23 protein-coding genes are annotated in these 23627 nt (G+C 70.2%); 17 read left to right on the top strand and 6 right to left on the bottom strand.

The features are described 5' to 3' along the window. Nucleotides 1-32 precede the first annotated feature (32 nt). The 12 genes from DEJ43_RS28555 (at nt 33) to DEJ43_RS28495 (ending at nt 12876) form a co-directional block, all read left to right on the top strand. Nucleotides 33-1280 carry a methyltransferase domain-containing protein gene (locus DEJ43_RS28555; protein WP_233448001.1) on the top strand — a complete coding sequence of 416 codons (1248 nt, stop codon included), beginning with the start codon at nt 33-35 and terminating at the stop codon, nt 1278-1280. Between the two features lie 145 nt (nt 1281-1425). Next, on the top strand, nt 1426-1854 hold the full coding sequence (locus DEJ43_RS28550; protein ID WP_041664291.1) for an HIT family protein: 429 nt from the start codon (nt 1426-1428) through the stop codon (nt 1852-1854). Next, a complete protein-coding gene (locus tag DEJ43_RS28545; protein WP_015036869.1) occupies nt 1851-2687 on the top strand; it encodes a class I SAM-dependent methyltransferase in 837 nt (278 codons plus the stop codon). Before DEJ43_RS28550 ends, DEJ43_RS28545 begins: the two co-directional genes overlap by 4 nt. Then, nucleotides 2684-4573: a phosphotransferase gene (locus DEJ43_RS28540; protein ID WP_015036868.1), complete on the top strand. Its 1890-nt coding sequence runs from the start codon at nt 2684-2686 to the stop codon at nt 4571-4573. Before DEJ43_RS28545 ends, DEJ43_RS28540 begins: the two co-directional genes overlap by 4 nt. Further along, entirely contained in the window at nt 4479-6467 is a 1989-nt protein-coding gene (fxlM, locus tag DEJ43_RS37860) for a methyltransferase, FxLD system (protein WP_237531838.1), read from the top strand. Before DEJ43_RS28540 ends, fxlM begins: the two co-directional genes overlap by 95 nt. A gap of 2 nt (nt 6468-6469) precedes the next feature. Further along, complete coding sequence (locus DEJ43_RS28525; RefSeq protein WP_233448000.1) at nt 6470-7330, top strand: hypothetical protein; 861 nt, start codon at nt 6470-6472, stop codon at nt 7328-7330. A 25-nt stretch (nt 7331-7355) separates the two neighbouring features. Continuing rightward, on the top strand, nt 7356-8165 hold the full coding sequence (locus DEJ43_RS28520; RefSeq protein ID WP_015036865.1) for a PIG-L deacetylase family protein: 810 nt from the start codon (nt 7356-7358) through the stop codon (nt 8163-8165). 74 nt (nt 8166-8239) lie between these two features. Further along, nucleotides 8240-9298, top strand: coding sequence for an NUDIX hydrolase (locus DEJ43_RS28515; protein ID WP_324603807.1), 1059 nt, complete (start codon nt 8240-8242; stop codon nt 9296-9298). A 239-nt stretch (nt 9299-9537) separates the two neighbouring features. Continuing rightward, nucleotides 9538-11118: an ISL3 family transposase gene (locus tag DEJ43_RS28510; RefSeq protein ID WP_202491755.1), complete on the top strand. Its 1581-nt coding sequence runs from the start codon at nt 9538-9540 to the stop codon at nt 11116-11118. A 62-nt stretch (nt 11119-11180) separates the two neighbouring features. Then, entirely contained in the window at nt 11181-11543 is a 363-nt protein-coding gene (locus DEJ43_RS28505) for a DUF4259 domain-containing protein (RefSeq protein WP_041663001.1), read from the top strand. Nucleotides 11544-11545: 2 nt separating this feature from the next. Next, a complete protein-coding gene (locus DEJ43_RS28500; protein WP_308339655.1) occupies nt 11546-12085 on the top strand; it encodes an NUDIX hydrolase in 540 nt (179 codons plus the stop codon). Nucleotides 12086-12441: 356 nt separating this feature from the next. After that, nucleotides 12442-12876, top strand: a complete 435-nt coding sequence (locus tag DEJ43_RS28495) for an NUDIX hydrolase (protein ID WP_015036859.1) — start codon at nt 12442-12444, stop codon at nt 12874-12876. 365 nt (nt 12877-13241) lie between these two features. On the opposite strand, the gene DEJ43_RS28490 is transcribed toward DEJ43_RS28495, so the two are convergent. The 3 genes from DEJ43_RS28490 to DEJ43_RS28480 form a co-directional block, all read right to left on the bottom strand. Further along, the gene (locus tag DEJ43_RS28490; RefSeq protein ID WP_015036857.1) at nt 13242-13499 is read right to left on the bottom strand and encodes a hypothetical protein; all 258 of its coding nucleotides are present in this window, start codon (nt 13497-13499) and stop codon (nt 13242-13244) included. 125 nt (nt 13500-13624) lie between these two features. Further along, nucleotides 13625-14290 carry a response regulator gene (locus DEJ43_RS28485; RefSeq protein WP_015036856.1) on the bottom strand — a complete coding sequence of 222 codons (666 nt, stop codon included), beginning with the start codon at nt 14288-14290 and terminating at the stop codon, nt 13625-13627. Beyond that, nucleotides 14287-15240, bottom strand: a complete 954-nt coding sequence (locus DEJ43_RS28480) for a HAMP domain-containing sensor histidine kinase (protein WP_041664289.1) — start codon at nt 15238-15240, stop codon at nt 14287-14289. Before DEJ43_RS28480 ends, DEJ43_RS28485 begins: the two co-directional genes overlap by 4 nt. Nucleotides 15241-15517: 277 nt before the next feature. On the opposite strand from DEJ43_RS28480, the gene DEJ43_RS28475 reads away from it, so the two are divergent. The 3 genes from DEJ43_RS28475 to DEJ43_RS28465 are packed head-to-tail and all read left to right on the top strand — an operon-like array spanning nt 15518 to nt 17583. After that, complete coding sequence (locus tag DEJ43_RS28475; protein WP_041663000.1) at nt 15518-15988, top strand: cation:proton antiporter regulatory subunit; 471 nt, start codon at nt 15518-15520, stop codon at nt 15986-15988. Between the two features lie 6 nt (nt 15989-15994). Then, the gene (locus tag DEJ43_RS28470) at nt 15995-17248 is read left to right on the top strand and encodes a cation:proton antiporter (RefSeq protein ID WP_015036853.1); all 1254 of its coding nucleotides are present in this window, start codon (nt 15995-15997) and stop codon (nt 17246-17248) included. Next, nucleotides 17245-17583: a hypothetical protein gene (locus DEJ43_RS28465; RefSeq protein ID WP_015036852.1), complete on the top strand. Its 339-nt coding sequence runs from the start codon at nt 17245-17247 to the stop codon at nt 17581-17583. The genes DEJ43_RS28470 and DEJ43_RS28465 overlap by 4 nt, the downstream gene beginning before the upstream one ends. A 1-nt stretch (nt 17584) precedes the next feature. On the opposite strand, the gene DEJ43_RS28460 is transcribed toward DEJ43_RS28465, so the two are convergent. Genes DEJ43_RS28460 through DEJ43_RS28450 form a run of 3 tightly spaced genes read right to left on the bottom strand, consistent with a single transcriptional unit; the run spans nt 17585 to nt 20716 of the window. After that, entirely contained in the window at nt 17585-19105 is a 1521-nt protein-coding gene (locus DEJ43_RS28460; RefSeq protein WP_015036851.1) for a potassium/proton antiporter, read from the bottom strand. 9 nt (nt 19106-19114) lie between these two features. Beyond that, entirely contained in the window at nt 19115-19396 is a 282-nt protein-coding gene (locus tag DEJ43_RS28455; protein ID WP_015036850.1) for a DUF3040 domain-containing protein, read from the bottom strand. A gap of 21 nt (nt 19397-19417) precedes the next feature. Continuing rightward, nucleotides 19418-20716 carry an ArsB/NhaD family transporter gene (locus DEJ43_RS28450; protein WP_015036849.1) on the bottom strand — a complete coding sequence of 433 codons (1299 nt, stop codon included), beginning with the start codon at nt 20714-20716 and terminating at the stop codon, nt 19418-19420. A 939-nt stretch (nt 20717-21655) separates the two neighbouring features. On the opposite strand from DEJ43_RS28450, the gene DEJ43_RS28445 reads away from it, so the two are divergent. Both DEJ43_RS28445 and DEJ43_RS28440 read left to right on the top strand, forming a co-directional pair. Then, nucleotides 21656-22099 (top strand): hypothetical protein, encoded by a 444-nt coding sequence (locus DEJ43_RS28445; RefSeq protein WP_306663856.1) that lies wholly within the window; start codon nt 21656-21658, stop codon nt 22097-22099. Nucleotides 22100-22229: 130 nt separating this feature from the next. Further along, on the top strand, nt 22230-23465 hold the full coding sequence (locus DEJ43_RS28440; protein ID WP_015036847.1) for an MAB_1171c family putative transporter: 1236 nt from the start codon (nt 22230-22232) through the stop codon (nt 23463-23465). Nucleotides 23466-23627: the final 162 nt, after the last annotated feature.

Genomic DNA, 23627 nt, shown 5'->3' with positions numbered 1-23627 from the left:
CTGCCGCGCCACCCGATCCCCTGGTGCAACCCGTGCTGACCGACAACACCGTGCCCGCCGCGCCCCTCCTTCCGCCGCAGTCCGCCGCCGAGACTGCGGCGGCCCGGGCGGCGATGGTCGCCCGGCTCGAGAAGAGCGGAGAACTCGGCCGCGGTCCCGTGCGAGAGGCTCTGCTCGCACTGCCACGCGAGGTCCTGCTCCCGCACGCGTACGTCCGGGTCAGCGGACCGGGCGCGGATCCGATCGACTGGCGCCTCCTCGACGGCTCCCACCCCGACGACCGTCAGGAGTGGCTTGAGCTGATCCACAGCGACGAGTCGATCCTGCTCCAGCGCGACCGAGAACCCCTTGACGCTCTCCCCCGCGGGCCGGTGACCGGCGGACACATGACGTCCATGTCCACCTACACCCCTGCCACGGTCGAAGCTCTCCAAGCCATGGAACTCGGTTCCGGGCAGCGGTATCTGGAGCTCGGGCCGGGTCCCGGCGTCTCCCTCGCACTCGCCGCCGCCATCACCGGCCCCGGCCTCGCCACCGGCGTGGAGCGGGACGGACACATGGCAGCCTTCGCCCAGCGGAATCTGGACCACCTTGGCGTCGGCGCGGAGGTGATCGAGGGTGACGCGCTCGAAGGGCACGAGGCGAGGGCGCCCTACGACCGGATCCACTCCGGCATCGGCGTGCCGTGTGTCCCGGTGCCGTGGGTGGAGCAGCTCGCGCCGGGCGGCCGGCTGCTCACCACGCTCGCGACCCGTACGCCGAGCTGGCCGGGACACCTCCTCGTCACCCGCACTACGGCCGGCACGGTCGAGGCGGTCCTGCGAGGCCGGCCGCGCGGATACCGGCCCTTGCTCGGCTACCGCTGGCTCACTGCCCTGGACCACCGCGCCCGCATCAAGGCCGACCCAGGCACGGCACGGTCCACACCGCTCGCGCCGCCGCCGGACGACGCCTACGGGTTCTGGCTCGCCGCCGCCTACCTCGCCCCCGGTGTGGTCCGGGACTTCCAGGCCGAGACGATGACGATCGTCGCACCCGAGGACGACTCCTGGGCCGTGACCGGCCCAGGCAACGGCACTGTCCGAGTCCATGGGCCGCGTGATGTGTGGGCCGAACTCGAGGATCTGCACGCTCGCTGGGAGCAGGCCGGACGGCCCGAGCGGTACCGGGTCGACCTCCGCGACAGCTCCGGGGGCCAGCACGTCACCTCCGGCGCGGGCCCGAAGACCCTGTCCTGGACGCTGCCTCCGCTCGCCGCCGTGCCCCGGCAGACGCCATGACCGCACCGCACACCAGCCGCACAGCAACAAGGAGTTACGGGTGCTCCAGCCATCAAGCCCTCTTCACCCCCAAGCGGTCAGCCCCGCCGTGCCGTCCGGCTGGCCCGAGACCTTCCTGCGCCACCGCGCCGGCGACGGATGCCCCATGTGCGCGAACGACTACTCCACGGACGACATCGGCTGGGGCCTCCTGCTCCGCCGCGGTGAAGTGGCCAACGCCTACCTGTGGCGAAGCGGACGCCTGCGCGGCTACTGCGTGCTCATCCACCGCGGTGCCCCGCACGCGGCCGAGCCCACCGACCTGTCCGAAGCCGACGCCGCCGCCTACTGGCACGACACCCTCGCGCTCGGCAGAGCCCTGACGGCCTTCTACGAACCGATCAAGCTGAACTTCTCCACGCTCGGCAACGTCGTACCCCATCTACACAGCCACATCTGCCCCCGTTACGCCGGTGACACCGACCCGGCGCCTGGCGGGCCACTGCCCTGGGACGTCCTCGACAACGGGCGCCAGGACGAGGCACAGCTGCAAGCCGACGCCGCCGCGCTGAGGGAACTGCTGGAGGACGCATGACCACCCCACCGCACGACGAGCCCAAGGGTCTGTTCACGTCGACGGCGGCGGACTACGCCCGCCACCGCCCCGGCATCCCGCCGGAGGCCGTCTCGCTCCTCGCCGACACGATGCGGAAAGCCGACCGCCCGGCCCTCCTGGACCTCGGCTCCGGCACGGGCCAGGTGCCTGCCGCTCTACTCCCGGCCGTTCCCCGGATCGACCGCGTGGACCTGGTCGACCCGGACCAGGACATGCTCCGCCAGGCCGCCGCCACACTCGAACCCCTGCTGGGCGGCCGTCCGGCCGGCTACCACCCGGTGGCGGCCGAGGACTTCACGCCCCCGTTCGACGGCTACCGGGCAGACCTGATCACCTGCGCGCGGTCCTTCCACTGGATGAACCGGTCCGCCGTCCTGAAGATGGCCGACCGTGCCACCGCTCCCGAGGCCACGGTGGCGATCATGGGGGACGGCAGCCTGTGGACCTACCGGGCGGACTGGACGGCCGCCCTCAAGCACCTGATCCAGTCCTACCTGGGCGAGGCGCGCCGCGCGGGCACGGGCGGCGTGTATGCCGGACCGGGCCGTCGGTACGAGGACGACCTCGCCTCATCGCCGTTCAGCCAGGTCACCGAGCGCCGATTCCCTGTCCGCCGTGTCTGGACGCCGGCTCAGGTCTTCGGCTACCTGCGCAGCACGAGCTTCGCCCGCCCTGACCTCTTCGGCGACCGCCACGGCCGCTTCGAAGCCGAAGCCCTGGAGCTGCTGGAGCGGCACGGCGAGCCCGGCGGCCTTGTCGAAGACGCGGTGTTCACCGTGCTGCTCGCGCGCCGCCCCGGCGGTGACGCGTGAGCGGCACCCAGCGGCACACCGAGCCGCTCGACGTCCACCTGATCGCCGTACGCGAGGGCGCGGCGGGACCCGAGGTGCTGCTGTCCCGGCGGGCCGGTGATGTGTACGCGCCGGGCTGCTGGCATCTCGTGTCCGGGCACTTGGACGGCCCGTGGGAGGACATGGTCACCGCCCTGGTGCGCGAGGCCCGGGAGGAGTCCGGCGTCGTCATCGACCCGGCAGACGTCCGGGCGGCCGTCACCGTGCACCACCGCGCCCCCGCCGGCGGCGCCCGGATTGGGGTGTTCTTCGAGGTGACGCGTTGGGAGGGCACCCCGGAGGTCATGGAGCACCATGTGTGCGACGCCATGGGGTGGTTCTCCTTCGACGCCCTGCCGGAGCCGATGGTGGCGTACTGCCGCGCCGGGTTGGATGGCTACCGGGCCGGCGCGCGGATGGCCGTGCACTTCCAGGAGCCCGACGACCCGATCGCCTACGACCAGTCAGTCGACCGGCTGGTCCTAGTCCCCGAACCCGACGCGCGCGGCGCGGTCCCGGCGCAGGCAGTGCGCGCGTTCGCCGAGCAGGCGGTCGGCCGGATCACCGCGTGGACGGACGTGTCCTGGGCGCGGGAGGAGAGCCGCGTATGGCGGGCGCGCGGCGCCGAGGGCGGCGAGTGGTACGTCAAGATCCACCAGAACGACCGATTCCACCAGCGTGAAGTGGCCGCCCTCCGCAGCTGGGTCTCCGGTCTCGGGGCGGCCGCACCCCGGCTGGTGGCCGCCGACCCCACGCTGCGGGCTGTCGTGCTCACCGCGGTGGGCGGCCGAACCCTGCACGGCGCCGTCCACCCGCCCGAGCAGCAGCGCCTCATCTTCCACCGCATCGGACAGCTCGCGGCGGCCATCCACCACAGCGCCCCGCCCCGGCCGGCCGCCGACGGCCTGCCGCTGGGGAAGCTGGAGCGCCACCTTGCGGGCGCCCTGCCCCACCTCGCTCCCGGCGACGAGAAATTCATCCGCGCCACCGCCGACAGTGCCGCCGGTCTGGCTCCCTTGCAGACGGTGTCCACGCACGGTGACTTCCAGCTGCGCAACCTGCGTTGGGACGAGAGCGCCGGCGCTCTGTACGTCATCGACTTCGAGCGGTCGGAGGAAGGCCCGGCCGTGCGGGACTTCGTACGGCTCTCCGACGCCTGGCACGGCCGGCCCGATCTCTTCCAGGCCGTGATGGACGGCTACGGCCGCCCCTTCACTCCCGAGGAAGAGGCACAGCTCACGGTCCTGTCCGTCCTCGATGCCATCTCCGGCATCTCCTACGGCGCCGTCCACGGTGATCCCGAGCTGGTGGAACGCGGCCTGCGCACCCTGGCTCGGCTGCGCACCGAACAGCGTTTTGACCCCGCCCCGCCCACCATGAGGAGCAGCACGTTGACGTACACAGCCCGCGACGAGTGGGAGCAGCACTACGGCGAGGGGAAGGGGTGGCGCCGGCTCGGTGAGCGCGAGCAGCAACTCCTTGCCGAGCACGCCCCGGTCCCCGAGGGCGGGGGTCGGGCCCTGGATGTGGGCTGCGGGACCGGGGAGCTGGCCGCCCACCTGGCCGGGGTGGGCTACACCGTGGACGCCGTCGACTTCACGGACGGCGCGATCGCCCGGGCCCGTGAGGAGCACGCCGCCGTCGAGGGGGTGCGCTGGCTGCAGCTGGACATCGAGCGTGACGACCCGGCCCCGCTGCGCGAGGAGGGGTACGACCTGATCCCTGCGGCTGGTGTACCCGTTCGTGAGGGACCGCGGCCGGACCGTTCACGGGCTGGGCGAGCGGCTGCGCGACGGTGGCGCGCTCGTCGTCATCACCCCGGTCGTCGAGAGCACGCCGGAGGAGCGGCGCGGGATCGCCCTGGATGAGGACGAGATCACGCTGCTCGGTGCCGGCTGGGAAACGGTGGAACGGCTGGACGCGGACGGTCTGGCCTTCCTGGTCCTGCGTGGGCCGTGCCACGTCGACACCCGGGCCGTCGAGAAGCGGCCGACCACCGGCCACGCACTGACCGGCGCGCTCGCCGTCGTCACCGACTCCGCCGGCCGGGTCCTGCTGGGCCGCTCCCGGCGCGGCATGTTGGAGCTGCCGGGCGGCAAGACCACCGGCCCGGAGGACTTCGCCTCGGCCGCGGTGCGGGAACTCGCAGAGGAGACCGGGCTGGTCGCCAATCCGGCCGACGCGCACGTGGTGACGATGCTGGTCGACGACAGCCACGGGGTCCCGCGGCTCACGGCCGTCGTCCGCATCACCGCCTGGACGGGCACTCTGACCAACCCCGAGCCGGACAAGTTCGACCGGTGGGAGTTCTTCGACCTCCACGCCCTCGCCTGCGCCGGGGACGTGTTCGTCCCAGCCGCTCTCGCGATCGATGCCGTGTGGCCCGGCATCATTCCCGGCCTGCCGCTGGCGACCTCCTACCCCATCGCCGCCGCCCAGCCGCCCGTGCCGGGGGAACCGGCCGAGGCCGCCAGGCTGCGCGCCGCGATGACCCAGACGGTCATCGACGGCGGCTGGGCCCCCTCCGCGCCGGTGCAGGAGGCTCTGCGGACCGTGCCCCGGCACCGCTTCGCCCCGGAAGTGAACTTCCTGGCGGCGTACGACGGCGGCGACCGGGCCGTCATCACCCGCTACGACGAGACCGGGACGGCGATCAGCTCGGTATCCGCGGCCTGGCTCCAGGCCGACATGATCGAGCACCTGGGCCTGAAGCCGGGCGCGGTCGTGTTCGAGGCGGGATCCGGCGGCTACAACGCCGAGCTGATCGCCCACGTCACCGGACCCGGCGGACGCGTGGTCACCGTCGACATCGACCCGTGGGTCGTGCGCCGCACCCGCCGGTTCCTCACGGAGGCCGGCAGCGGACGCGTCACCGCCGTCGAAGCCGACGCCGCCCTCGGCGCCCCCGCCCCTCTCGTACCGCGCGGTGGCTTCGACGCCAGCATGATCACGTACAACTGCTGGGACATCGCCCCGGCCTGGCGGGAGCAACTGACCGAGGGCGGCCGCCTGGTCCTGCCGCTGGAGATGGGCGGCTACACACGGGCGGTCACCTTCGAACGGCGTGGCCAGGTGCTGCATGCCCTCCACTTCACATACTGCGGCTTCGTCCGCGACCAAGGGCAACAGGCCCGCACCATCCCGGTCCTCTCCCTCCTCGACGGCGGGCTGACGCTCCGCTTCGAGCACGGCGCCGCCGCCGATACGACGGGCTTGGAGGAGGCACTGCGCGGGCCGCGGCACGAGGTCCCCACAGGCGTGACCATGGGAGCAAACGCCTACTTCGGCTCGTTGCAGCTGTACGCGGCCACCACCCTGGCCGGCTTCTGCCGCCTGGCCGCCCATCAGGAACCCGACGAGGGTGTGACCGGCATCGCGAAGGACCGCGACGCTCCCGCGATCGTCGGCGACGCCTCGTTCGCCTACCTGATCCACGTGAAGACCAAGGACGGCGACAGCCCGCAGGACAAGAAGTGGGAGTGGACCGTCCACGCCTTCGGCGAGCAGGGACCCGCGCTCGCCGAGCGGCTGGCGGACACGGTCCGGGCCTGGGACCGCCACATCCGCGCCGAGGCGAACGACCAGCACGCCGATCCCGTCCTGACGGTCCACCCGGCCGGCACGCCCGACCATGCGCTGCCCGCCGGCGACGTCCTGGACAAGGACCTCTGCCGTCTTGTGTTCCGCTGGCCTGGGCGTGACGTGCCGCCGCCCCGGCCTGTTGAGCACTCCGGGGCCGACATCGTGACGAAGGGGGTGTGACGGTGGAACGGGCAGCAGCCGAGGCGGTGTTCGTCGCACCGGCAGAACGTGGTGATCGCGAACGGATGCGGCGCGCGCACGCGGCCGCCGCCCGGCAGTTCCAGGTGGCCGCGTCGGGTCCCGAGGTGTGGGGGTGGCAGGGCCGCACCCTGGGGCGCCGAGCCGGACACTGCTGGCTGCGCATCGTCTCCGCCCAGGTGGACAAGGCGGGCGGACGGCTGTGGGAGGGGACGGCGACCGCGGACACGCACGTCCCCCGGTCGGTACCGCGGCCGCGGCTTCGCGGCGTCCTCGACTGGATCTCACGGGACGTCGCCCACCGGGCCGAGCTCACCGAGTACGTGTCCGTCCCGCCCGTCACCCGAGGCACTCCCGCCCTCGACCAGGACGTCAATCTGCCCGACTCGTGGTGGGCAGAGCTGAAGTCCGCACTCGGCACGCTCGCGACGGTGCCCACCGACCGGGAGTCCGTACGGCAAAACTGGGTCGACCGGAACTTCCGCCGCTTCCTCGGCATCGACTCCATCCGGATCCGTGAGACGACCACCGGGCACGCCGACCTGCACTGGGCGAACCTCACCCGCGCGCCCCTGGTCCTGCTCGACTGGGAGAACTGGGGCCGCCTACCCGCCGGCTACGACCTGGGGCTGCTCCACGCGTACTCGCTCGCCGCTCCGGCGACCGCCGCCCGGATCCGGAGCGAGTTCGCCCACGTCCTGGACACCGACGCCGGCCGAACAGGCGAACTTGTCGCCCTCGCCCAGCTCCTCCAAGCCTGCTCCCGCGGCGTACACCCCACCCTCGCCCCGCTCATCGCCCGCCGGGCCGAAGAGCTCACCCACACTCCCGTCCCCACGCGCTGACCGAACAGCTCTCGGAGGCACCCCTGTGACACAACCCAGCGCACCCTCCGTTCTCGGAGTCTTCGCACACCCGGACGACGAATCCCTCCTCGCCGGCGGCGTCCTCGCCCAACACGCCGCCGCGGGCGCCCGCACCGCAGTCGTCACCGCTACCTGGACCGCCGACACCCACCGCATCCCCGAGCTCACCGACGCCTTGGCTGTCTTGGGTGCCGGTGCCCCGCGCCTTCTCGGCTACGCCGACGCCCGCAACCCCGCCTCTGCACCAGATAGCTCCGCACGCCTCGTCGACGCGCCCCTCGACGAAGCCGTCGGACGCCTCGTCGCACACATCCGCCAAGTCCAGCCCGACATCGTGATCGGCCACGACGTTTTCGGCCAGCTCACCGGGCACCCCGACCACCGGCGCGCCCACCAGATCACCCTCCTCGCCGTCGAGGCTGCCGGCCTGCCGCACCTGTATCCCGACGCAGGCGAGCCCTGGCAACCGGCGGCCCTATATGCGGCCACGCACCCGGAATCCGGGGTCCGCCTGCTCGGACCGCGCCTTCAGAGCGTCGGGAAGACGGTCCACGCGGCGCCGGAGGCGTACGTGACCACGACCGTCGACGTCTCACCGTGGGCCGCAGTGAAGTGGGAGGCGATCCTCGCCCACCGCAGCGAGGCCGCCCGCCCCCGGCCCCTGCCGGGCCTGCTCGCCCGGCTGCCCGAAGCCGAACGCACCGAGATCATCGGCACCGAGTTCTTCACCCGGCTCTCCCCCGGCCCTGCCCCCGGCGACCCCCACCAGCTCTGCGCCCTGCCCGCGGCTGTCTCCAGCGCCTTGCCTGCCTAAGCGGACCTTCGCACGATCGGAGACCGAGATGACCGCCACGCCCTCCCCAGACGCGGTGCCGAACACGTTGATGACTGACGAGGAGTACGGAGCGTTGCGCGGCGTCGGCCGCGCTGTGGGCCGGAACATCCGTTCTCATCACCGACCGGCGCGGCCGGGTCCTGATCCAGCGCGTCGACTACCGCACGACCTGCCTCCTGCCAGGCGGCGCCGTCGACAAGGACGAGTCACCCGCCCAGGGCGCCGCGCGGGAACTGCGCGAGGAACTCGGCGTCGCCATGACCGTCGACCGCGGGCTCGCCGTGGACTGGGTCAGCGCCGACAGCATCAACACGCCCGCAGACATGCGCTTCCCCGGCGAGATCCTGCACGTCTACGACGGCGGTACCTGGAACAACGAACAGATCGCCTCCATCCAGCTCCCCGAAGGCGAGATCGATTCCGTCGAGTTCGTCGAACCCTCCCGCCTGCACGCCCTCATGTCCCCCGGCGACGCCCGCCGGGCCCTGTCCGCTCTGCGCGCACGCATCAACAACGCCGGTCCCGCCCTGCTGGAAGACGGCCGCCCGATCGCCCCCACCGTCCTGGACCGGGCCGGCATCCTCAGTACCCCCCGCGCCCGGCACCACCTCCCCTTCCACACCGGCCCCGCCCCAGAACCGCTCGTGGTGATCCAGTCCTGGGGATGGCTCCTCGCACCAGACGGCCGCGTCCTGCTCCTCGTAGAGCCGGACACCGGCTCGGCCTGCCTACCCGGCGGCACCCCAGAACCCCAAGACAGCGACAACCCGCTCGTGACGCTGCGCCGGGAAGCACACGAGGAAGCTGCGGCCGAGTTCGCCGAACCACTGCTCCTCGGCCACCTCTCCGAGACCAACAGGCCGTATGCCCGCCTCCGCTACGCCGCGCCCCTCACCCACCTCGGCCCTCCAGACACCGATCCGGCCACCGGCCGCACCCACATCCGGGTCCTGGCCACACCCGAACAGACCTTGGAGCTCTTCGACTGGGGTCCCCCGGCGGCCGACCAGCTCGCAGCCGTCCACCAGGCCCGAACGCGGTTCGGGATCCCCCGCGCCGAGCAGCAGCCCGTCACCGAACTTCCGGACGCCGCCGACCTGACCACCTGGTAGCCCCCACGCCCGACCCACATCGAAGCGAGGCCCTCATCCCCACGCCGGACTAGTGTTCCCTCGTGCGGCCGGGGGACTGGCTTTGTCCACGAGAACGGGTTCTGGCTCAAGTTCTGTGGTCTGGCCACGTTGGGTGACGGCATGGGTCGTGAGGTGGGCATCTGAGGTTGCCCGAAAATGGCTCTCTGTTCGGGTGGTTGGGCTGACAGTTCGGGGCCGTGGATGACCTTGGGGCTCGGCTGGAGGATCTGTTGCTCCCGCGCGGTGCGGATGTGGCGGTGCTGTCCATAGACGTGGATATCGCGATAGTGCGTGTCGATGTCCGGTGCACCGCCGCTGGGGCGTCATGCCCGATGTGTGGGACGTGGTCGGATCGGGTTCACGGTTCCTACGTTCGGTTTCCTGCTGATGTACCGAGTGGCGGCAGAAGCGTGGTTCTCCGGTTGCGAGTGAGGCGGTTCACCTGCCCGAACGCCTCCTGCGAGCGGCGGACGTTTGTCGAGCAGGTGCCAGGGCTGACGCGCCGCCACGGCCAGCGCACGGAAAGGCTCCGTTCGACGCTCGCCGACATCGGGCTGGCTCTGGCCGGCCGGGCTGGCGCTCGCATGTCCCGGGTGCTTGGCGCCGGTGTCAGCCGAAGCACGGTCTTGCGCCTGGTCGACGCGTTGGCCGAGCCTGATCCGCCTGCTCCGCGGGTCGTCGGTGTCGACGAGTACGCGACCCGCAAAGGACGGCACTACGGGACCGTCCTGGTCGATGTCGAGACCCGCCGGCCGGTCGACCTGCTGCCCGACCGGGAGGCGTCCAGCCTCGCGGCCTGGCTCGCCGAACGGCCGGGCATTGAGGTCGTCTGCCGGGATCGGGCCCCTTTCTTTGCCGAGGGGGCCGCCGCCGGCGCCCCGCAGGCCGTCCAGGTCGCGGACCGGTGGCACCTGTGGCACAACGTGGGCGAAGCCGCCGAACGGGCCGTCGCCCAGCACCGCCGCTGCCTGCGAGTCCTCGTCCCCGCCGCCGAGCCAGAACCGGCCCCCGATCCAGCAGACGATGAGCCGTCCGGCTCGCCCTGGCCGACCGGCCACCGGTTCGCCGACCGCACCCGGGCCCGGCATGCTGCCGTCCACGCCCTGCTGGAGGCTGGGCACAGCCACCGCTCGATCCAGCGTCAGCTCGGCATGACCTGGCGCACGGTCAAACAGCTCGCCGACGCTACCGCCCCTGAGGAGTTGTTCACCGGCCAGTGGCAGAACCGGCCCTCGGTCCTCGACGACTACAAGCCCTACCTGGACGAGCGGTGGACGGACGGCTGCACCAACGCCTGGAAGCTGTGGGAGGAGATCGTGCCGCTCGGCTACAAGGGTAGCTACCAGCGCGTTCGCGCCTACCTGCACAGGAAGCGAACCTCACCGCGGCCGGTGACCGCCCGGCCGCCCTCGCCCCGAACGGTCACCAGATGGATCCTCAGCCGCCCGGAAACCCTCACGGAACCCGAGCAGCTCCAGCTCAAGACCGTCCGCACCCACTGCCCCGAACTTGACGCTCTCACCCGCCACGTCCGAGCCTTCGCCACCATGCTCACCCAGCGTCAGGGCGAGCACCTTCCAGCTTGGCTCGACGCCGTCCGCCAGGACGACCTGCCTAGCCTCCACACCCTCGCAGCCGGCATCGATCGCGACCTCGATGCTGTCACCGCCGGACTGACCCTGCCCTGGAACTCAGGCGTGGTCGAAGGCCATGTCAACCGCATCAAGATGCTCAAGCGCCAGATGTTCGGCCGGGCCGGCTTTGCCCTGCTCCGCAAGCGAGTGCTCCTTGCGCCGTGAAAGGTGTCAGTGGCTGCTGAGATGCTGGCCGCGGCTCAACGAGCGGATACCAGGAGACGTATATGGGCACGTGGGGAACAGGACCGTTCCAGAGCGATCTCGCCGACGACTTCAGAGACTGGCTCCACAGCCTGCCGCCGCAGGAGGCATTGACCGCCATTAGGGATGCATTCCAGCGAGTCGTCGATTCCGGCTCGGTTGTCGATGGCGAGGACGGAGCGGAGGCAGTTGCCGCCGCTGCCTACGTCACCAGCCAGAACCGGAGACCACTGCCCGAGATGCCGGAGTCGGTGCGTGCCTTGGCTCGTCTGGCGCTCCACCGGGTATTGGGGGACGGGTCCAAACTCGCTCAGGGATGGGTGGACAGCCGCACCGCTGCGGAGTGGCGCCAAGAAGTTCAGCTCATCCTTCGCACTTTCGATTAGCCGTGATCACTCACCGTATCGGCACCACAGAACTTGAGCCAGAACCGGAAGTCGTGAACAGAGCCACTGATTTCGTATCAGATCTCCGGAAGGCGGTCGGCCCGGACTTCCTTCTCTGGCTCCCGGGGGTGGTCGCGGTCGTGCGCGACCAGAACCGGAGGGTGTTGCTGCAACGCAGGACTGCTGCCAGCCAATGGACGCCGCTGAGCGGGATCGTGGAGCCGGGCGAGGCCCCGGCTGCCGCGGTGGCACGGGAGGTGCATGAGGAGACCGGAGTACGGGTGGTGGTCGAGCGTCTGGCAGCAGTGACGAACTCCCCGCCGGTGCAGCACTCCAACGGGGACCGGGCTCAGTACCTGGAGATCATTTTCGCCTGCCGGCCTGCAGGCCCGGACTCCTCGCCCCGTGTCTGCGACGACGAGTCGGTGGAGGTCGGCTGGTTCTCGCTGGACGCGCTGCCGCCGATGAGCGCGCGGATGCGGGAGATCATCGCGGTGGTCGAGAAGGATGAGACCGCGGCGTGGTTCGCGCCGGTTGAGTGACCGCGCGGCGCCAGCATCTTCAACCGTTCGGGGCATCTACCACCTGCAACGCGGCTACGCCGGTCTGCTGCCCAAACTCACCGCGCTGGGCGCCGAGCTGAAGGTCGTGCAGGAGTAGGAACACCCCGAAGTCCTGCTGGGACGCGCCGCCCGCGGCATAGCACGGGCACTGCCTTGGGCACGAGAGCCTCAACTTGGCTGGAGTGGGACGCAATGGGGGTCCCTTCGGCTCTGCGGGCTCCGCCCGGGGCCTCCTCACGAGACCTAGACTCAGCGCCTTCGTCCCGGCCGGTCCGTTGCCGCCCGACTCAGGGTGTGGCGGGCGGCACGATCCGACGATTCCTGAGGAGAACCCCGTGTCTAGGAAGCTCACCAAAGCCAAGGCCCTGTGCTACATCGTGCGCGACGGCATGCTGCTGGTCCACCGTCACGTCGACTTCCCCTGGGAGGAGGTCGGCGTCCAGGTCCCGGCCGGCAGCATCCGCGAGGGCGAGACCCCCGAGGCGGCGGCATTGCGCGAGGCCGCCGAGGAGACCGGCTTCAAGGACTTCACGATCGTGCGCAAGCTCGGCGTGAGCGAGTACGACATGGGCCCGTACCGGGCCGAAATCCAGGAGCGGCACATCTTCCACCTGGAGCTGACCGAGCCGACCCCCGTGCGGTGGCCGAGCCAGGAGGACCACGACGGTGAGCAAGAGCCGACCCGGTTCGAGTGTTTCTGGATCCCGCTGGAGACCGCCCACGTGCTCCAGTCCGGACAGGGCGCGCTGCTCGGACGCCTGCACGACTGACCCATTCGCCTCAACCGGTCAGGGAGACGACTCCTTGGCAAACTGCCCGCCGCCGCAAGCGCCGCCAAGGACTGGTAGCCCCGCGCACCCGCCGACCGACTTCCAGCGCATCGTCACCGCAGACGATCATCGGCCCGGGTATCGAGTCGCTCTGCGTCACCCTGTTCTCCTCGTTCTGCGCCGCAGGCGCTGCCTCAGCCCGTTGCCCGCCTCGCCCACCGCGATCAGGAACACCGCGGACGCACCGCACCCCACCAGGGTCACCGGTTGGCTGGTAACCGCGCTGAGCAGCACCAGTACGAGGGTGACGATGGCCCACCACACAAGGAGGGATCCCATCTGCCGCCGCCAGTTCCGTATCCCGCTCACGGGGCACCTACTCCCGGGGCGCCTGTCGTCGGCAGGGGCGGCCACGGCTGCTCGTACGCCGGGGGGTTCCACGTTTTGGGGGCGGGAGGGGCCGCAAACGGTCCGGCCCGGTTGGCCATGAGGATCATCATCGTCCCGACGAAGAGCACGGTGATGACGATCAGTGCGAGGCCGACGGGGTTGCGCGGGTTGTAGTAGTAGCGGTTGGTTCCCCACTTGCTGCGTTTGAAGACGGGCTCGTCGTCGTGGTGCACAGGCTCTCCCCCGGGTCGAAACCGATTGGGCGCCCCACCGCACACAGGTGTGAAGCGCGGGCGGCCGGATGGCTTGCGGAATTCGATGTGTCCCCCGGTGCGCGCCGGGGCGACTACGGCTGCGGCTAGGGCTCGATCAGGCCGACGCGGATGGCGTAGCGGGTGAGTTCGAGGCGGTCGCGCAGGCCGAGTTTCTGGAGCAGGTTGGCGCGGTGGCGCTCCACCGTCTTGGGGCTGATGACGAGGAGGTCGCCGATCTCCTTGGAACTGTGGCCCTCGGCGACGAGTTTGAGGATCTCCTCTTCGCGTTCGGTGATGGCCCGGTCCGGGATCGGGCCGCCGGTGCGGGCGCGGTCGAGGTAGCTGCGGATGAGGGTGGTCTCCGCGCCGGGGTAGATGAACGGCTCGTCGCGCAGGGCGGCGCGGCAGGCTTCGACGAGGTCGCGGTCGGCGACGGATTTGAGGACGTAGCCGGAGGCTCCGGCGCGCAGGGCTTCGAAGAAGTACTGCTCGTTGTCGTACATCGTGAGCATCAGGATCCGCAGGCCGGGACGGATGCGGGCGAGTTCGCGGGCGGCCTGCAGGCCGGTCTGGCCGGGCATGGCGATGTCGAGGACGGCGAGGTCGATGTCGAGGCTGCGGGCCTGGGTGACGGCTACGGCTCCGTCGGCGGCCTCGGCAACCACGGCCAGGTCGGGTTCGGCGTCCAGGATGAGGCGTACGCCCCGGCGGACGAGGGTGTGGTCGTCGGCGAGCAGGATGCGGGCGGGCCCGCCCTCCGGCTGACTCATGCTGTTGCCCCCGTGGTGTCGTGGATTTCGAGTCGGACCTGGGTGCCGCCGTGTGGGCTGGCCCCGACGAGGAGTTCGGCGCCGATGAGCAGGGCGCGTTCGCGCATCCCGCGGATGCCGGCGCCCTCAGGGGCGTCCCCGAGCCCGTGGCCGTTGTCGCGGACCAGGAGCCCGGTGCCGCCGCGGGGCAGGGGACGCAGGTGGACTTCGACGCGGGTGGCGTCCGAGTGGCGGGCGGCGTTGGTCAGGCCCTCTTGCGCGACGCGGTACAGGACGAGTTCGGTGGCCGGGTCCAGGTGGGGCAGGCCGGGGGTGATGTGGGCGGTGACGCCCAGGCGCGGGGTGGTGAACTCGGCGGCCAGGGAACGCAGCGCGCTGTGCAGGCCGAGTTCTTCCAGGACGCCGGGGCGCAGGCGGCGGGCGATGCGGCGGATCTCGTCGAGGCTGGCGCGGGTGGTCTCCTGCGCCTGGTGCAGGTCGGTGCGAATCGGTTCGGGGGCGCGGTCGGCGGCGTGCTTGACCTGGAGGAGCACAGCGGTGAGGGTCTGGCCGATCTCGTCGTGGAGCTCCTGGGCGATGCGCTTGCGTTCGCCCTCCAGCGCGGTGAGCACCCGGCCGCTGCTGGTGGCCCGCTCGGCCTCGAGCCGATCCAGCATGGCGTTGAAGGTCCGGGTGAGGGCGGCGATCTCCCCGCCGCCGGTGACCGTCGGCCGGGTGCCGGGCTTGAGGAGGTCGGCGGTGGCCATGGCCCGGTTCAGACGGGCGAGCGGGGCCAAGCCGACCTTGAGGAGGACCGCGTTGATGATGAGCATCGCGGCCAGCCCGCCGAGCAGCACGAGCGCCTCCCCGAACAGGACCGGCGTGGATACGGTGACCGGGCCCAGCAGCAAGGCCACCGCGAGGGCCAGAACACCTGCGTTCAGCAGGAAGATCCGCCAGTACAACGACACGGCCACACGCCTTTCCAGCCAGTCCCCCAGCATCTTCCGCGGCCGCCCGGCCTCTCCGCATCCAGGCCCTTTGACCTGCGACGAAGCCCACTTCCCCGCCCCATCCTCACGCCGATGGAACGCTGCTGTCCATCCGTGCCGACACCCATATTTCGGACACGCGGAAAGTGGCACGATGGGCCCGCCGAGCGGCTTCTCCTGCCCGAGACCAGTGTCCGCCGCAGCAGCGTCACGTAGGAAAGCGAACACGAGGGGGACAGCTGTGCCTGCTCCACGGATGAGCACCACACCACTGCCCGGCATCGGGGTCCAGTACGACCTCACCACCCGCGAACACCGCCACCTGTCCGTGGTCGCGCACCGCGACGGCACCCGGACGGTGAACCTCTACCGGGCCGACGACCCCGACGCCTGCGCCCAGTCCCTGCACCTGACCGGTGCGGAGACCACCTCGCTGATCGACGCGCTGATGCCGGCCCACCACAGCCCCAACGTGCTCCACACCACCGACCTCGGCCTGGTCGCCGAACGGATCGAGCTGTCCGGGCACTCGTACTGGAACGGCCGGGTGCTGGGCGAGACCCGCATGCGTACGGAGACCGGTGTCTCGATCGTGGCCGTGCTGCGCCGCGCGGAGGCCCGCCCCTCCCCAGCGCCGGACTTCCGCCTCGCAGGCGGGGACACCCTCATCGTGATCGGCACCCGCGAGGGCGTCGACGCCGCTGCCTCCATACTCGGACGGGAGTGATCGCCTGTGCATTCCGCTCTGTTCCTGATCGAGTTCGGTGCGATCATCCTCGGCCTGGGCCTGCTGGGCCGGGTCGCCGGGCGCCTGAAGTTCTCCCCCATCCCCCTGTACCTCCTGGCCGGCCTCGCCTTCGGCACCGGCGGACTGCTGCCCATGGGCGCCAGCGAGGAGTTCGTCGCGATCGGCGCCGAGATCGGCGTCATCCTCCTGCTTCTCATGCTCGGCCTCGAGTACACCGCCTCGGACCTGGTCTCCAACCTCAAGACCCAATACCCCGCCGGCCTGGTCGACTTCGGCCTCAACGCGGTCCCCGGCGCCGTGGCAGCACTCTTGATGGGCTGGGGCCCGGTCGCCGCCGTGGTCCTGGCAGGCGTCACCTGGATCTCCTCCTCAGGGGTGATCGCCAAGGTCATGGGCGACCTGGGCCGGGTCGGCAACCGCGAGACCCCGGTCATCCTGTCCATCCTGGTCCTCGAAGACCTCGCGATGGCGGTCTACCTGCCGATCATCACCGCCCTCCTCGCCGGCGTGAGCCTCGCCGCGGGCAGTGCGACCCTGGCCATCGCCCTCGGCGTCGCCGGAGCGGTCCTGTTCATCGCCGTGCGCTTCGGGCGCCACATCTCCCGCTTCGTCTCCAGCGACGACCCCGAGAAACTCCTCTTGGTGGTCCTCGGCCTGACCCTGCTCGTCGCCGGCATCGCCCAGCAGCTCCAGGTGTCGGCCGCCGTCGGCGCGTTCCTCGTCGGCATCGCCCTCTCCGGTGAGGTCGCCGAGGGCACCCACACGCTGCTCAGCCCGCTGCGCGACCTGTTCGCCGCGGTGTTCTTCGTGTTCTTCGGCCTGCACACCGACCCCGCGAGCATCCCGCCCGTGCTGTTGCCCGCGCTCGCGCTCGCCGTCGTCACAGCGGGTACGAAAATCGCCACCGGGTACTGGGCGGCGAAGCGCGCCGGGATCGGCGTCAAGGGACGCTGGCGGGCCGGCGGCACGCTGGTGGCCCGCGGCGAGTTCTCCATCGTCATCGCCGGACTCGCCGTCACGGCCGGCATCGAGCCCGCGATGGGCCCGCTCGCGACCGCGTACGTGCTGATCCTCGTGGTGATCGGCCCGCTGACCGCCCGCTACACCGAACCTGTGGCCGCGTGGGTGAGCAGTCGCCGCACCCCGCCGGGGCCGGCTGCCTTGGCCGCGGTGCCGTCCCAGCCGGTATCCCCGGAGGACTTCAAGGACCAGGCGCAGGATCCGGCCGGCCGCGCGTGAGTGAGGACACCTGGGCGGCGATCACCAGCCGGGAGACTGTGCTGCTGCTCGCCGCCCTGGCTGTCTACCTCGGCGGCGCGGTCGGCTTCGCCCACCGCCTGCCCCGCCTCCTGGCCCGTCACCCGGGCTGGCGCCGGGACATCGAACGCGACCCGGTCTCCAGCGCCCTCACCCTGACCCTGCTGATCGTCCTGTGGCCAGCGACCGCCGTATACATGGCAGGGGCGCTCGCGGGGGCGCCCGCATTGCCCTTCACGGTCTTCGTGCCGCTCCTGATGGCCGGTGTCGCCCTGGTCGGCTTCGCACAGGTCTCCCGCCCGTCGAACAGCTCCTAGGTCACTCGGTGCCGCCACCGACCGGTTCGGACCTGCCGTGTTCGCCGAGCCAGCGGGCGAGTTTGCCCCGGCGGCCGACAGCGCGCAGGCGTCGTTCGGTGGCCTGCCGGGTCGCCTGGGTGGTGACGAGGAGGAGCTCGTCGCCGGCCGCGAGGACCGTGTCGGGGCCGGGGACGTGTGTGATCCCGCCGCGGACGAGGAGGGTGATCACCGCCGGGGGTGGGAGGCGGAGTTCGAAGACGGCGACGCCGTGGAGGCGTGAGCCGGGCGGGATGGTCACGGTCAGCAGGTCGGCGTCCAGGACGTCCAGGGGCGCGCTTTCGACCTGGAGCTCCCGCACGGCCCCGGGCCGGGCGATGTGCAGGAGGCGGGCTGCGGCGGGCAGGGTGGGGCCCTGGACGAGGGTGAAGACCACCACGAGGACGAAGACGATGTTGAGCAGGTGCCGGGCACCGTCGACGGCGGCGACGATCGGGAAGGTGGCGAGGACGATCGGCACGGCGCCGCGCAGGCCCGCCCAGGAGATGAAGGCCTGTTCCCGCCAGGGGGTGCGGAAGGGCTGCAGGCAGGTGGCGACCGAGACGGGGCGGGCGATCAGCAGCAGGACGAGTCCGACCGCGAGGGCGGGCAGGACGGCGGAGGGCAGTTCGCTGGGGTCGACGAGCAGCCCGAGCATGACGAACAGGCCGATCTGGGCGAGCCATCCGGTGCCCTCGGCGAAGGAGCGGGTCGCCGCGCGGTGGGGCAGGCGCGAGTTGCCCAGGACCAGCCCGGCCAGGTAGGCGGCGATGATGCCGCTGGCGTTGACGAATCCGCCGGCGGCGAAGGCGATGACGCCGAACCCGACGGTCGCCAGCGGATACAGCCCGGTGGCCGGCAGCGCGATGTGCCGCAGCGCGGCCACCCCGATCCTGCCGATGGCCAGCCCCAGCAGACCGCCGACGACCAGCTGGTAGACGACGTTGCCGAGAATCGCGGCCGGGCCGGGGAGGTCGGCGACGGCGGTGGAGAAGACCAGCACCAGGATGATGGTCGGGGCATCGTTGAACCCCGACTCCGCCTCCAGCAGCCCCGTGGTCTTCCGAGGCAGGGGCAGGGAGCGCAGCACTGCGAAGACCGCGGCGGCGTCAGTGGAGGAGACGATCGCACCCAGGAGCAGGGCCAGGTGCCAGTCCATGCCCAGGAGGTAGTGGGCCCCGGCACCCGTGACCACAACCGACACGGCAACGCCCACGGTCGCCAGCACACCGGCCGGTGCCAGCCGGCACCTGACGTCAGGCCAGTGCGTACTCAGACCACCCTCGACGAGAATGACGGCAAGGCCCGCGGTTCCCAGGGACTGGGCGAGCTGCGCGTCGTCGAACTCGATGCCGATCACGTCCTCGCCCGCGATCACGCCGACGGCGAGGAACAGCAGCAGGCTCGGCAGGCCGAGCCGGTGCGCGGTGCGGGCGGCGGCGATGCTGGCCATGAGGACGACGCCGCCCACCAGCAGCACCAGGTACAGCTGCTGCAGCGTCACAGCGCGCCCCTAGGGCCTGCGCCGGCGCAGGCGGCGCAGGCGGTTGCTGTCGAGGAGGTTGACCGCGAGCGCGGCCATGATCAGGCCCGCCGCCAGCAGCAGCCCGTGCGGGACCAGTACCCCGGTGACCACGGCGGCCAGGGCCAGCAGCAGGGCCAGCCAGGCTCGGCCGCGCCGGTACTCGCGGGGCCGGCGGGGGCGGCCCTTGCCCAGGCCGCGGGCGAAGTGAGGATCGTCGTGCCACAGCGCGGCTTCGAGGTCGGCGATCCGTTCATCATCGGAGTCGGTCATGGCCTTGCCTCCTTTCATCGGTCAGGCGAGGGCGAAGTAGCGCAGCCACACGTACGCCCCGGCCAGCACGGTGGTGACAGCGGTGACGACCAGGCCGTAGCGGCTGAACTGCCAGAAGGAGATGTGGTGTCCGGCGCGGTCTGCGATGCCGACGGTGACGACGTTGGCGGAGGAGGCGATGATCGTGGCGTTGCCCGCCAGGTCCGCGCCCAGTGCGAAGGACCACCACAACACCTGCGCCTGCTCGCCTCCTCCGGAGGCGGCGACGATCTCGGAGACGACCGGGCTGGTCGAGGCGACGAAGGGGATGTTGTCGATGACCGCGGACGGCACGATCGATCCGAACAGCAGGGCCATGGAGGCGCCGAACAGGTTGCCTTCCAGTGCGCGGGCCGCGGCCTGCCCGAGGTCGGTGAGGATCCCTGTCTGGACCATGGCGCCGACCATCACGAACAGGCCGGCGAAGAACGCCAGGGTCTCCCACTCGACGTCCGCCGCGACCTTGCGCGCATCGAGCCGGGAGACGGCGAGGAGGATCAGGCCGCCGGAGATCGCGACGACCGACGGCTCCAGGTGGAGGGTGGTGTGCAGGACGAAGCAGGCCATGACGATCGTGACGACGATGCCGCTCACGGCCAGGAGCCGGGGGTCGGTGATGGCGTCCCGCTCGCGCATGGCCATGACGTGCGCGGCCCGCTTGGGGTCGTAAGAGAAAGCGCCGCGGAACATCCAGCGGGCCATCAGCGCGAACACCACGACCAGCAGGGCCGCGATGGGTGCCATGTGGAGCAGGAAGTCGTTGAAGGACAGGCCGGCGCGGGAGCCGATCATGATGTTGGGCGGGTCACCGATCAGGGTGGCGGCGCCGCCGATGTTGCAGGCCATCACCTCGGCGATCAGGTACGGCACGACGGGAACGCCGAGCTTGGTGCAGACCGCGATGGTCACGGGGGCGATCAGCATGACGGTGGTGACGTTGTCCAGCCACGCCGAGAGGAACGCGGTCGCGATGATGAGGAGCACCATGAGCCGGTAGGGGCGGCCGTGCGACCGTTTGGCGGCCCAGATCGCGACGAACTCGAACAGGCCGGTGCGTTTGAGGACGGAGACGATCAGCATCATGCCCAGCAGCAGGAAAATGACGTTCCAGTCGATGCCGGCCACGTCGGAGAAGAACGCGTGCTCCGGGCTCGTCGCGCCGATCAGGAGCATGACGACCGCGCCGCCCAGGGCCGCGGCCACCCGGTGAACCTTCTCCGTGGCGATCAGCACGTAGACAGCCCCGAACACCGCCACGGCCAGCCACGCGGTGACGCTCATGGCGGACCCGCCCAGCAGATGCGGGGGTGATGCGGAGGCGGGGGCGGGGTCGTCATCGGCGCGGCTCCGTTCACAGGTGCTGCCGCGAGCACCCGCGCTCCACGAGGGCCTCCCCGAACAGAAGGTGCTCCGGACCCCCACCATCACCTGGCGCCCCCGCCCGGCGCATCGGGGCCAACACCCATCTTCGCCACCCCGGTAACGGAGGAGGAATCTTGCGTCGCGGAGTTGGGCGGAGGAACCAGGTGCCGCGCTTGCGGTCTGACCGGGAGGCCTTTCTCGGCAAGGATCGATCTGGACCCGCACGTCACGCTGGCATTCGCCTTGCAGGACACGAAGTACGCCGCACTGCTCGGTGCCGGCGCGGCCATCTCCCACCCCGCTCGCTACCGCCACTACCGATCAGACCAGCGCGCTCGCTCCCGCCCCGCACCCCGGACTCCGACGGCGCCTGCACAACGCCCTCCCCCTCCCCCTCTAACCGCCCCGGGCGCACTCATGGACGACTGGGACAAGCCAAAGATCAATTGAAGACTCGGCACTGAAATTCGATCTTGGAATTCCAGATTGCGAGACCCTGACCCTTAGGTGACCTTCACAACACGCTGCCCCCATATGGATCATGATTACCTACTTGTAAGATCAGGGAAGACAGGGTGCGCGGTTAGACGGCCGCACATCCTCCATAGGCTCCTGGCTACTAGCGCCTCGCGTACGAGTAAGCGGGACGAGGCTGGCAGTAATCACCTCAGTGGCATCGATGGAGCAACCATGCGTTGGCTTAGGGACTTGTGGCGACGCGCCCTCGCGAGGGAACGCAAGGGGCTGTTTGCTTGGCGCAGAGACCCCTCGCGTCGTGCCCTCGTGCGGGAATGCGAAAGACTACTCGCCGATCTCCCCATCCCCTCCCCATTCAGCGTTGAGGCGCTGGTGCGCAACATGGAGGAAGCACTAGGGCGCCGGATTCTGCTCATACCGATGGACGATCGGGATGGCGGCCTGGGTACGGCTTGTGGCCTTCGGGTCAAGGCCCCTGGTTTCACTCTGATCCTCTACCGCCGCCGCTCGAGCCGCAATCAGACCGTGCACATCATCCTTCACGAGCTCTCACATGAATGGCTGGACCATGGCACGTCCTTGACGGATGAGCAGGTCAAGAAGTACGTCCCCAAGCGGATTCGCGATGAAGTGCTCCGCCATTTCCCTGGGGCACTGGTCCAGGGGCGGGTAGATTTCGACAGCCTTGAGGAGAAGCAGGCCGAGGTTTCGGCCTCTTTGATAAAGCGGTTGGGGCGGAGGCTGTCGGTCACTGGAGATGACATGGTGAGCCTTCTTGAGCATTCACTCGCCCACCCAGTCGCCCCACCACGACGCCGGCACTAGCCTCTAGCGAGTTCCAGGCTCCGCCGACGCCAGGAGCTTCGCAAGACCACACCATCCATCTGTCGGAAACAAGGCCGAGAAGAGCCGACTTGGTCGGTGCCAGACTCAGCCCGTAGACCCCCCTGGTTCCGTGTTCGACTACTTCAAATACCTGACTGCGGCAGTGATGACCATCATCGCCGTGTGGCGTTTCCCCGCGGTGCGATACGGCGACGCTCACCGACGAGCCCTCTGGGGCGGCTACGCGGGATTCGCTGTAGCGCTGTGGCTTTACACGCCGGCGGCGATGGATGCGGTGGATCGCATCCCGGTCATAGACCTGAGTGCGCTGCTCCGGCACTTCGCCAGCACGGCGGCAATCATTGCGGCCCTGACGTACGTCGCTACCAGCTACGGGAGGAGCGCGGAGGCGGTGGTGCCGCGGCACGTGGCCGTCTCCCGCTGGATCGCCCGAGCCTCCTACAGGGCCGGGGCGGTGGGCGTAACACTGCTGACGGTGCTCTTCTTCACTGTCGTGCAGCGCGACAAGCCGAGCGACAACTTTCTGATCGATCATGCTGGGCAATGGGGCGCAGCGGTCTATATGACCGTGTTTTATTTCTTCCCTCTCGTTACGACGGCTGTTTGCGGATATCAGTGGACGAGAGCAGCACGGCAGGCCGAGTGCACCAGCATGCGAATCGGGCTGAGCTTGATGGGTGTGGCCATGTGGATGGGGCTGACCCATACAATGGCACGCATCACGATGCTATGGGCCGATGTCGCCTTCCCGCTGAGCCCTTCCACAATGCGGCTGCTTGTTGACGCGACGTCGATGTGGATGAACCTTCTCTTCCTAATCGTCGCCATCGGGGCGAGCATTCCGACAACTCGTGCCGCGGTGGCACGCTGGAAGACGTGGTGCACCCTGTACAAGATCTATCCACTTTGGTTTGACCTGGTGCAGGCATTTCCGGGTACCAGCCTCTACCCGCCAGGGCGCCGCCTCGCAGAACTCAGACACGTCCGGGTTCCCATCGAAGTCCGCCTTGACCGGTGGACGCAGGATATTGCCGATGCCTGCGAGAAGCTGCGCTACTACGCACCGCGCGATCTGATGTTCGCCGCAGAGGATGTCACAGCCTCACATCCAGACCCCGATCTGGCAGCGGAGGCCTACTGGATCAAGGCCGCCTTGCAGGCCGCCGAGTCGACGCCGGCATATACGCACGCGGCTGCTCCTCTGAGGGAAAAGCCGTTCGTCGACACCGACGGCGAGGCGGCGTGGCTGGCCCGAGTCAGCACGGCCTATTCACACGTCACCCCGGAGCAAGCACAAGATCTTCTCCAGCGGTCGATCGCGGCCGAAGCCGATCCGCGCTCGTAATCCGCGTCCACGGGAACACCTGGCGACTACTCTATGTAGGCGACGGACGACTGCAGAGGACATCAATTCCCGCCCTGGTGGGTGAGATTTCGCACCCATGCCCCCGTGAACCCGGCTGGTACCTTGGTTGATGTCGACTGGAAGGCCCTGCCTCCACCCCGC

This window comes from Streptomyces venezuelae ATCC 10712 (assembly GCF_008639165.1).
Taxonomy (GTDB): Bacteria; Actinomycetota; Actinomycetes; order Streptomycetales; family Streptomycetaceae; genus Streptomyces; species Streptomyces venezuelae.
Note: the sequence above shows the minus strand (reverse complement) of the source record. Positions and strands in the feature narration are given on the sequence as shown.